Raw genomic sequence first — 9,864 nt, forward strand, 5'->3', positions numbered from 1 at the left:
CTGTGTTGCTTCCATCACGCGGCCATGATGTCAGGAGTGTGCGGATCCTGCGGTTTGCGGTGCTCAAGGTCCCAGGGCGGAACTCATGCCGCACGTGCTTTTCCGTGAGTGGCGTGCCGGGCTCCCAGCGCCGATGCGTGACTGAGGGCCCGGCCGCCCTGTGCCGCACGACCGCTCATCAAATGCGGCATGTATCCAGAGAAACCCGGGCGGGTGCTGGTGTCCAGCGGGCCGGATGTCTCGCGGCGCGCGATCACGCGGGAAGGCCCCGGCAGGCCCCGTCCGGTCCCGCCCGGTTCAGGGGCGGCGGTGGTAGACGGTGAGCGTGTCGACGGGGAGGAAGGCCGCGCCGGTCAGGAGGCGGGCGGCGGTGAAAGCCACCTGCTGCGTAGCGCTGGCGAGCGATGGCGCGCCACAATCTGGGCTATGGCTTCCTCCAGTGCTGTTCCCGCGCCGTCGGCGTTCGACGTGCTGCGCACGCGCTACAACAGGAGGCTGCCTGCCCGGCTGGAAGACCCGACCGGCCCCGCTCAGGGCACCGCCGACCTGCCGCTGCATGTCGTTTGGTCAGGGCGGCGCAGCTATCAGCTCGAGGGCGTCCGCTCGAGAATGGGTCTGTACCGTACCGTGCTCGCCGAGGGGCTGCGCGAGGACCTGGAAGCCGTCCTCGACCGGGACTTGCTGATCAGCCAGTGGCCGAGCCTGCGCAGCCTCATCAGCCGTCCCCTGCGCGAGGCATGGGAAGACGCCTTTCCCGAACTCGCCGCAGCCCGGAGCTCCGCCGTGTGAACTTGGACGGCCTGCACCGTCGGCTTCTGGCCGAGGTCCTTGCCATCGGCGAGCCCTACTCTCTTGTGAACACCGGCGGCTACGCCGTCCAGGCCTCTGGTCAACCGGCTCAGCCAGGACCTGGACGTCGCCACCGAAAACCCCGCCCCGATGGCAGAGATCGTCCACATCGGCAGAGCCGGCCTGACGGAGCTCGGCCGACTGGTGCGGCAGATCGAAACTGACCCGCTCTCCAGGCGGCTCCTCATTGCCGACCCGTCAGCGGTGAGGAGTGCGAAGTCGACATCCTCAAAGAGGTTTATGGGCTTCGCCCACCGCCACCGAGTACGGGCCCGTCCTCGCCCTCGATGACGTGACCGGCACCAAGGTTCGCGCCCTGGCCGACCGCGGCGCGGTCCGCGACCTGATCGACGTCCATGCCGCCTCCCGCCACCGCACCAACGCCGACCTCGAAGGCCTGGCCGCCGCCACGCCAGGTTCGACTTCAGCCTCCATGACCTGCGTGACCGCCTCGCGGGCGCCGAGTGGTGGGATGACCGGTTGTCCTTGCGGGACTTGAACCGGGGCGCGCCCATGCGCGGGCGCTTGCCCGTGAGACCTGAACCGCGGGGGAAACAGACAGGCCAACGCGGCCCTCTACCGCATCGTCGTCACTCGCCTCCGCCGTGATGACCGCACACGCCTCTACCTCGAGCGACGCACGAACAAGGCATGTCGAAACGAGAAATCATCCGCTGCCTCAAACGCTACGTCGCTCGTGAGATCTACCGTCAGATCCAGCCGGTGTCATCTGCCGGCCCGTCCTCAGCGGCTTGACGCAACATAGGGGCATCCTGAACGTCCGCAAAGACCGCCGCATGCGGGCCTTCATCGACGCACAGGACTGGATCACCGCCTACCATCTGCCGCCTTACGCACCCGATCTCAACCCCGTCGAGGGCATCTGGTCGGTCCTGCGCCGGACCACCCAGGCCAACACCGCCTTCACCGACCCCGACCACCTCATCCGCCGGCTACGGCACGGCCTCCGCCAGATCCAGTACCGCAGCCACATCATCGACGGATGCCTCACCGGGACCGGTCTCACACCGACGACGCCACGCCTACAACCTCAGTAACTCGGCTGGTTCCGCCGACAGCAGCTGTGGAAGGTCTTCGCCGACCACGACGTCCCGGCCGTGCCCTCCACCACCCTGGAGGCCATGGGACTCGTCGCCCTCGAAGCCCAGGCCTGCAGCCTCCCCACCCTCTACCAATCCTCCGGCCTCACCGAGGCCTTCGCCGCCACCGCCAGGCTGTCCAACTTCGCACGCCCCGTTGCTGTCTAATGACAGGTCCTCACGGCGCCCAAGGCCCGAGCATCCTCTTCATCGCATCCGTCATCGCGAACTGCAGCAGCGGTCCGTAGGTGATCCGCCCGACACCGAGGCGGCGGAAACGCTCCAGATCGTGCTTGACAGGGTGGGCTGTAGCGTTCACGGGAACTGAGACGGCACCGATTACCACCGTGAGCAGTTCGTCATGATCCTGAACAGCCACGGGGTACACGCTGTTGGCGCCGGCCTGCTCCATCGCCCGCAGTCTCCGGACCGCCTCGTCTGCAACGCCGGAAACATCTTCGGCGTGCAGAAACAGATCGGTGCGCCCATTGATCCACAGCGGGATCCCGACAGCGTCAGCAGCAGTGCGCAGGCCCGCGATATAGCCCGCGTGCTCTTCCGTACTGCGAACTCGACCGCCGTCCGAGTGAACGGTGTCCTCGATGTTGAGACCGACGCCCCCGACCTCGAGGAGTCCGGCGACGAGAGCTGTGGGGTCTTGTCCGTACCCCGCTTCCAAGTCCACTGATACGGGGACGTCAACCGCCCCAATGATCGGCTTGACGGCCGCCAATACCTCCTCGAAGGACTGCCCCTCGTGGTCGCTAGCCCCTCGAGACCTCGCGAGAGGATAACTGCCCACCGTCAGCGCTGGAAAACCGGCGTCGGCCGCAGACCGAGCGGACCAGACGTCCCAGACCGTCGGGAGCACGAGCGGCTTGCATTCGGCGTGCAGCTGCCTCAGGCGCTCAGCGCGCTCCAGGGTGATGCGAAAGTCCATGTCGAGGACGCTACCTCGAATCGACACAAACAGTGCGCGGACAAGGCCGCCCTGCTGTGCAAACAGGCGCAGCGCGTCGGCCCGAGGTCCACGCCGCAATGGGAGCCACGAGTGCGGCTGGCTGCTGCCGCCTCCTCTGCGATGCTTGGTGGCTGCGGTTGGAATGAGCGCCCCCCGCTCACGCGAGTGGGTGACGGCAGTCTGGAGGGCGTGACAGACGTCGCCATGGCGTTCTCTCGCCGAGGAACAGCAACTCCAGTCGCTCGCTCAACAAGGCCACCGCAGGCCTGTGGGACGCGAGCGTCACGGCAGGACGAAAGGCTTCCGTGCCGTCGTGGCCGACTGCCTCACCCCTGGGCGTCACTGCCGCCGGCGTCGATGGGCATGGCAGCTGGGGCGTCGGAGGGGCAACCAGGGATGCAGGGGCCAGATGGTGACAGGCGTTTCCCCGGGCCGGATACGCGGCGTCGACCAGATCGGCAACAGTCTTTACCATGCTGGCATGGCAAAGACACAGCTGGGTGCACGCGTGGACGAGGACGTCGCGGAGCTCACGAAGAAGCGCGCCGCCGACCTGGGAATGAGCATCGGGGACTACCTCGCCCGGCTGGTGCAGGACGATGCCAGTGGCCTGCGTGCCCGAGCGGTGGATGCGGCCTCCCGTTTCTTGGCCGAACATCAGGTGATCTTCGATGAGGCCGAGCATGCCCATCCCACGGCGGGCGGAGCGCGCCGCCTGATGGAACTGCACATCGACGTTCCCTGGATCCTGCGGGTTGCCGAGGCCGCCGGAGCCAATGACCGGCCCCCGACGACTACGGCTTCTCTGAACTAACTTGATAATTGTTCAGTTGAGCGAATGGAATGGTGTTTCGTCTCTTGGCGGGCGGAGCGCGCGCCGCTCCCGGCGGGGCTCGGGTCGGGCCGGTCGAGGACGGTGGCGACGAGGTGGTACACCGGCGTCCTCCGGGGTTCTCCTCATAGTGGCGGGGATCTCCAGCGTCTAGCAGATGGCGTGGCCCTGGTGGCCGAGGGGCGAGCAGACGTGGACCCGGATGCCGAGACAGCCGGTGATCCGGTCGCCGTTGAGGAGCTGGGCGCAGGTCTCGGATCCCGTCCGCTCCAGGGTGTGTGACCGAGATAGAGGTGGCAGGGTTCGAGGACGTAGCCGTCGTCGGGGAGGGTGACTTCGCGGGAAGACGGTGGGGCGGCGGCGTCCAAGTCGCCCTGGCAGGTGCGGAGGGTGCTGCCGAGGCGCCAGTCGTAGGCGTTGGGGGAGAGGCGGTCGGGGGCGTACGAGTCGATGGTGATGTGGCCCGCGTCGCGGGCGGCGGCGATGGCCCGTCCGGTCAGGATCACGACGTCACCGCCGACGGGGCGAGGTCGCGCCAGCAGTCGGAGGGCTGCGGCCCGGCGACGAGATCCGTACCGATCGAGCCGATACTGACGACCGAGGTGGCAGCAGTGCACGGTGGCCCTGCGCCGGCGTGGACACAGAAACAGCGGTATGCCAAAGAACGGACTTTGGCATACCAGTCCGGCTTTCCATCAGCACCAGTGGAAACCTGTCTGCTGTCACGAGGCGCGCCGGGCCTCCGTTCCGAACAGCAGCTCCTCACCGACTCGCTCGCTATGCCCAGATGAAACAACGACAGTACTCTCGCCGCCGAACCGTTCAGCCCGGGCCGACGCCAGGCGGCTCCGACCGGCATCGCCACCAGGAGCCATCATCCCGGGGCACTCTCTTTGACCGCCTTGAAGCATGTAGCCACGGCCTCCTTACCGCCTACCGGTCAAGAGGCCGCTGTTCAACCGCCCTTTGTGTACCGGCCGTCCAGTCTCGTTGAGTACCTGCAGATCCGGCCTACCCACCCCGAAGCCGGCCAGACCGGGCATCGTTGACGGCAGCCCGCTGCTGGCGGCGCTTCTGCCCGGGCCGCTGCCGGAGTTTCGATCGGGCCGGCATCGGGGCCCACAGGGAGTGCCGGACCCTTGGACCTGGCGACTGAAGGGGCTTTTCACTCGCCAGGTCCAGGGCCTGTGCCGCAACTGGCACCGCATCAGTAGACCCCGGGGGTGTCGCCGCCTCGGGCTCTGCTGTGCTACCTCGTACCAGGACTTTAGCGGATTAAGGGGCATTCGGAGTGTGCCGCGCCGCAGGCTCGACAACTGTCAACCGTGTGCAGCGATCACTGTCGCGTCTCCCGCTCTGCCTGCTGACAATGGATAAATGGATAAGCAGCGGAGCGCTCCCTGAACCGCGGCGTTTGCGATCATGCCCTGGCGTGGATCACTTCGCGCGCCGGAAGGCTGTCGACAGCCGCTCGGAGGGCGGCCTGCCACAACGGTCGCTCACGGCGCCCTGCAAGCTCTGGCCCGGGAAGCGGCCACCACGCGGCCCATGAGCACCTGGAACACCCAACTTTGCAGGACCGCGAAAAACATAACTGTGAGAGTTCTTCTGCGGCCCGGGATGGGTTGCTGCCAGGCTCGACGCCGATGATCCGGCATGACTCGAAACATAACTGGCGCCCCGTCAGGGGCTGCCGTTCCCCCGAGATGTCTGCCGGACATCGGCGCCGACCTGGCCCACCCGTTGGCTTGATCAGCAGCTTGTCCGCCTTGCGGCGTGACTCATCACAGTTCCGCCACGCGGTGACTCCATCCAGGCCGACGCCGACGACAGCCGTCCGCCCAGCAAGGAGAACGACCACGTGGCCATCCTGGCAGAACAAGTCGACGGCGTTATCGGCGTCGATACCCACCGAGACACCCTCGCGGCAGCGGCCGTCAGCCCCATCGGCGCAGTCCTGAGCAGCACCGATGCCCCTGCGAATGCCCGCGGTTACCGGCGCTTGCTGGACTTCGCCCGCCAGCACGTCCCTGGTCGCCGCTGCTGGGCCCTGGAAGGCATCGGCAGCTACGGCGCCGGCCTCGCGTCCTTCCTCGACCAGGCCGGCGAGCAGGTCGTCGAGGTGTGCCGGCCCAAGCGGGCAGCCAACCGCGGCGGACGCAAGACCGACATGCTCGACGCCATCCGGGCCGCGAAGGAGGCCCTGGCCACCGAGCACCTGATACGGCCCCGACTCCGCGGCGAACGCGAGGCACTACGCGTCCTTCTCGCCACCCGCCAGGGTGCAGTCCTTGCCTCGACCGCCGCGATCAACCAGCTCAAGGCCCTGATCGTCTCCGCACCGGATAACCTCCGCGCCGAACTGCGGAAACTCAAGCGCCCGGCCCAGGTCAGCCACTGTGCCCAGCTCCGCGACCGCCCCGCCCAGGACCTGGAACACCGGATGACAGCACGGGCCCTTCGATCCACTGCCCAACGCATCCAGAGCCTGCAAGCGGAGGCAAAGGATCTTGAAAGGGAGATCCTGACCCTGGTGAGGCAGATGGCCCCGGAGCTTCTCGGCCTGCTCGGCATCGGACCGATCACCGCGGCCCAGGTGCTGGTCAGCTGGTCCCATCAGGGGAGGTTCCGGTCGGAAGCAGCCTTCGCCTCGTTCGCCGGAGTCTCCCCGATCCCCGCATCTTCCGGACTCACCAACCGGCACCGCCTCAACCGCAGCGGAGACCGGCAGCTCAACCGGGCTATGCACACCATCACCCTGATCCGTATGCGCCTCGACCCCGCCACGAAGGCCTACGTCGCCCGCAGAATCAGCGAGGGCAAAACCTCCCGGGACGCGCAGCGCTGCCTGAAGCGCGCCATCTCCAGGCAGCTGTTCAAGATCCTCGAAGGTACCGAGCCGAACGATGTTGAGAAGCCCAACAGCCTCCCCAAACGGCTTGACTCGATATAGCAGCCTCGGGGGGCACTGCCAGGAAGCGAGAGGCCGACGGTCGCCCCAGCCCCATCCTGCCCGGCTGCTCCGGCCGCCCGCTCCTGCCGGCAGATGTGCGCAGCGTCGGGCGGAGGCGCGAGCGCTGCCGGGCAACCAGGAGGGAACGTCGTCGAGCCGAGGCGCCAGCCAGCCGCTGCTGACGGCGGGGGACTGCCGCCGGCCCGCGAAAGCCGCGGCGTGCCCCCGGCCACGGATTTCGTCAGCTGGGAAAGTTGCAGCAGCGCCGTGCTCTGCTGCCCTTCGGCTGAAGTCATCCCGAGGGCGGGAGGCCTTCCTGGCGCGGTCACGGCCAACCAGCCCGCCTGCAGGAACGGGCCGCTTCCCGGACCCTCGTTCTCTGTCCCGCACCCGCCCTACCCCGGTTGTCCGGCCAGTGCCGCGCGTACAAACGCCTGCCCGGCGACCCTGCGAGGCCGTGCCGACCATGGACACGCGGTCCAAGTGCGGCAGAAAGCGCGGGTGCCCGGCGCAGCCGCTGTCACAGGCACGGCAAATCTGTGCGGGGGGCTTTTTCTGCGCCGAGCACTTGAAAATCCCTGGGTCCGATATTAGATGTTCCCGATGATGGATCACGTCACGGGCTCACAGATTTAGCCAGGAAGCCATCGGCGGATTCGATCCCGGTACATACCGGCGACTCGTCGGGCGAACCGTAGGTAGATCAGGCGTCATGCTTCCCCTCCGACGCGGCGACGGATATGCCCCGTCAGGCTTTCCCGGCGGCCGGCCCGCTGACGCCCCCCGCACCCTTTGGGGTCGCCGTCCACCCGGCCCACCATCGGAACGGTCCGCGCAACTCTTCCGGCACCAGCTCTTTCAATCAGATGTGGAATGTGTGGACCGGCAAGAAGGATGTCAAAGAGAATGACACTTCTCGGGTTCCATGAAAGGTGATCTGGAATATTCGACAGTCGGAGCGATATTTTACACGGCTACGCAGCCGTAGGGACTTCTGGGCTCCCGTGCTGAGAATTATCGAGCACTGGCGGCTGGGGACGATGGCAACACTGGCGTTACAGCGGGAGAGATCAGTTCGTGAGCATGTGACATCTCCACCGCAATCGGTCAGGACGGACGTGGCTGTGTTGTATGAGGAAGCGCTGGGGAGCGCCAAACATTTGCAGCGCAAGGATGTCGGCATGACAACTATCGAAAACTCGATATTATCGATTTGGTGTTGTGCACCAGAATCAAGGAGATCATGAGCAGATATCGGCCACCTCAGTGTCGCGTGCTCACCCGGGCATCTCGCAGGTCGACAAGTTGCTCGTGTCGTGTTTTTCGGTGTCTCCTCGAGCATCCTGATGATCCCCCGATCTGTATCCTGCGGCGGTGATCTTTCGAGGGGCACCGGGTCCGGCTCGTCACGCGGGTCCTTCGGGCCGTTCTCCAGGAAGCGCCGCCAGGCGCGGACCGTGTCCGGAGCGATCCGCAGCCCGGTGGCACGCCTCCATGATCGAGTGGCCGTCCACACACTCCGGCACGAGAACACCGAGCCGACGCCTGGGAAGTCGTAGGACGAAGCGCACCAAGCACCGTCGGACTTTCAATTCACGGCATAGCGTAAAAAGTATCGATCAGAATGCAGGCTCGTATGCCCACCCTATGACGATGTGACTTCCTTCGAAATAGCCGAGGGAGTCGTATATGCGGATTCCGCCGAGAGCTTTTTCGGCGCCCCAGGTGTAGTCTCCGACCCAGTTGGTGTAGAGCTTGTATGTGGCGCCATTCGCGATCCACTTCGACTCGATCTTCCGCGTAAGCATGTCGGAGTCGGGAGTGGCTAACGTTGCAGTGGCCCGGACTTTTCGGGAAGACCCCGTGTCATTTTCTATTTCGACGTATGCGCGATCCGAGCTCGTCCCGGACCACTGAATGCAAGTACGTGCCCAGATGCCGCTGGAGATGATTTTCTTCCAGTCACTGCAGCTGGTACCGTCAGCGGCATGGGAAACTCCGGAAGCCCCCCCGACGAGTGCCGCAGCCGTGATCGCCGAGGCGAGCAGCCTGGAAGTCAACTTATTCTTCATTTACCTCAATCCTTTCGAGTAACGCGCTCTCTAATAGCCTTGAGTTCAGCCTTCTGTGTCACGAGAGCATCAGGTACTCAGCTTTCCGCTTGACCGGCCCGGCGAAGAGGCAATGTCGAACACTGAGCCGTTTTCATCCTGATTTGCCGTGCGGGTGACCGCGGCCAGCGTGCAGGACTTTTCTGCCGGCCCGTGCTGCTCGACAAGATCGCGGCCGGGCACCCTCGCGTCCGCAAGGTGTGGGTCGACGGCGGTTACCGCCAGCGCCTCGTCGAACACGCCGCGACCCTCGGCATCGACATGGAGATCACCGCCCGCAAGCCTGGGACCAGGGGTTTCGCCCCGATCCCGAAACGGTGGGCGGTCGAGCGGACCTATGGCTGGCTCATGCTCCACCGCCGCCTGGCCCGCGACTACGAAACCCTGTCCACCCGCTCCAAAGCCGTGGTCCATATTGCCATGACCGACCTCATGGTCCGCCGCCCCACCAGCGAAAACACCATCTCCTGGCACGAACCGAAGAAGGCCACGGAAAAGACCATTCCGGCATGAAGTATTGAGCCGAAACTGATGGGTTTCCTGCTGGATCGTGTAGCGAACGTGTCGGCCGTGGAAGTAGCCGGTCACGATGTGGGGTTGCCGTTGTCGGCGGTGCAGGAAGCGCCGGGTTTCGCGGGCGAGGTCGTCGGTCGAGGTGGCGCGGGCCGCGTGGACGTGGTGTTTCAGGTCGGCGTTCAGCAGCTCGTCGGGGTTGAGTTCGGGGCTGTAGCCGGGCATCAGGTGCAGCTCGATCCGTTCGGCGTTCTCTGCGAGCCACGCCTTGACGGCCTTGCTGCGGTGGACCGGGTGCCGGTCCACGATGACGTGCGCCTTCCGGCGGGCCTGTCGGGCGAGACGGTCGGGGAACGCGCAGAACACGTCCGCGGTGAACTTCTCCGGGAAGACGGTGAACCACAGCGCGCCCCGCGAGGCGACCGCGGACATGATGTTACCTTGAAGCGTCGGCCGTTGACCCGCACCAGCGGGGTGTGCCCGGCCGGGGCCCACGAGCGTCCGGGCGGAGCCGTGTCGGAGCGCAGGCCGCACTGATCAGCCCA

The 9,864-nt window shown here is 66.1% G+C and carries 4 protein-coding genes and 8 pseudogenes; 8 read left to right on the forward strand and 4 right to left on the reverse strand.

Annotated features, from left to right (window positions below; translation table 11 throughout):
• Positions 1-426: 426 nt before the first annotated feature.
• From ACFQ79_RS30430 to ACFQ79_RS30450, 5 genes and pseudogenes are all read left to right on the forward strand, one after another.
• The gene (locus ACFQ79_RS30430; RefSeq protein WP_383589470.1) at positions 427-789 is read left to right on the forward strand and encodes a hypothetical protein; all 363 of its coding nucleotides are present in this window, start codon (positions 427-429) and stop codon (positions 787-789) included.
• Positions 786-1,326: pseudogene (locus ACFQ79_RS30435) on the forward strand (nucleotidyl transferase AbiEii/AbiGii toxin family protein); the annotation flags it as partial. The gene ACFQ79_RS30430 and the pseudogene ACFQ79_RS30435, both read left to right, overlap by 4 nt.
• Before the next feature lie 61 nt (positions 1,327-1,387).
• Positions 1,388-1,605, forward strand: a pseudogene (locus ACFQ79_RS30440) (IS110 family transposase); the annotation flags it as partial.
• Positions 1,606-1,622: 17 nt separating this feature from the next.
• Positions 1,623-1,907 (forward strand): annotated as a pseudogene (locus tag ACFQ79_RS30445) (transposase); the annotation flags it as partial.
• Positions 1,908-2,114 (forward strand): annotated as a pseudogene (locus ACFQ79_RS30450) (glycosyltransferase); the annotation flags it as partial. It lies immediately after the preceding pseudogene.
• 13 nt (positions 2,115-2,127) lie between these two features.
• On the opposite strand, the gene ACFQ79_RS30455 reads toward ACFQ79_RS30450, so the two are convergent.
• Complete coding sequence (locus tag ACFQ79_RS30455) at positions 2,128-2,889, reverse strand: isocitrate lyase/phosphoenolpyruvate mutase family protein (protein ID WP_383589472.1); 762 nt, start codon at positions 2,887-2,889, stop codon at positions 2,128-2,130.
• A gap of 739 nt (positions 2,890-3,628) precedes the next feature.
• Between ACFQ79_RS30455 and ACFQ79_RS30460 the strand changes: the two are divergent.
• Positions 3,629-3,711: pseudogene (locus ACFQ79_RS30460) on the forward strand (fic family toxin-antitoxin system, toxin component); the annotation flags it as partial.
• A 187-nt stretch (positions 3,712-3,898) separates the two neighbouring features.
• On the opposite strand, the pseudogene ACFQ79_RS30465 reads toward ACFQ79_RS30460, so the two are convergent.
• A pseudogene (locus tag ACFQ79_RS30465) lies at positions 3,899-4,248 on the reverse strand (deoxycytidine triphosphate deaminase); the annotation flags it as partial.
• Between the two features lie 1,355 nt (positions 4,249-5,603).
• Between ACFQ79_RS30465 and ACFQ79_RS30470 the strand changes: the two are divergent.
• Complete coding sequence (locus ACFQ79_RS30470; RefSeq protein ID WP_383589474.1) at positions 5,604-6,695, forward strand: IS110 family transposase; 1,092 nt, start codon at positions 5,604-5,606, stop codon at positions 6,693-6,695.
• 1,619 nt (positions 6,696-8,314) lie between these two features.
• On the opposite strand, the gene ACFQ79_RS30475 is transcribed toward ACFQ79_RS30470, so the two are convergent.
• A complete protein-coding gene (locus tag ACFQ79_RS30475; RefSeq protein WP_383589476.1) occupies positions 8,315-8,767 on the reverse strand; it encodes a hypothetical protein in 453 nt (150 codons plus the stop codon).
• Positions 8,768-8,912: 145 nt separating this feature from the next.
• Here ACFQ79_RS30475 and ACFQ79_RS30480 point away from each other — a divergent pair.
• Positions 8,913-9,319 (forward strand): annotated as a pseudogene (locus ACFQ79_RS30480) (transposase); the annotation flags it as partial.
• A 138-nt stretch (positions 9,320-9,457) separates the two neighbouring features.
• Here ACFQ79_RS30480 and ACFQ79_RS30485 read toward each other — a convergent pair.
• Positions 9,458-9,751, reverse strand: a pseudogene (locus ACFQ79_RS30485) (transposase); the annotation flags it as partial.
• Positions 9,752-9,864: the final 113 nt, after the last annotated feature.

The organism is Streptomyces sp. NPDC056480 (genome assembly GCF_042795405.1).
In the GTDB taxonomy this organism is placed as follows: Bacteria; Actinomycetota; Actinomycetes; order Streptomycetales; family Streptomycetaceae; genus Streptomyces.

Bases quoted from the DNA above. Each gene is read 5' to 3' on its own strand.
- ACFQ79_RS30430 (WP_383589470.1), top strand. From the start codon at position 427: ATGGCTTCCTCCAGTGCTGTTCCCGCGCCGTCGGCGTTCGACGTGCTG.
- ACFQ79_RS30455 (WP_383589472.1), bottom strand. From the start codon at position 2,889: ATGGACTTTCGCATCACCCTGGAGCGCGCTGAGCGCCTGAGGCAGCTG.
- ACFQ79_RS30475 (WP_383589476.1), bottom strand. From the start codon at position 8,767: ATGAAGAATAAGTTGACTTCCAGGCTGCTCGCCTCGGCGATCACGGCT.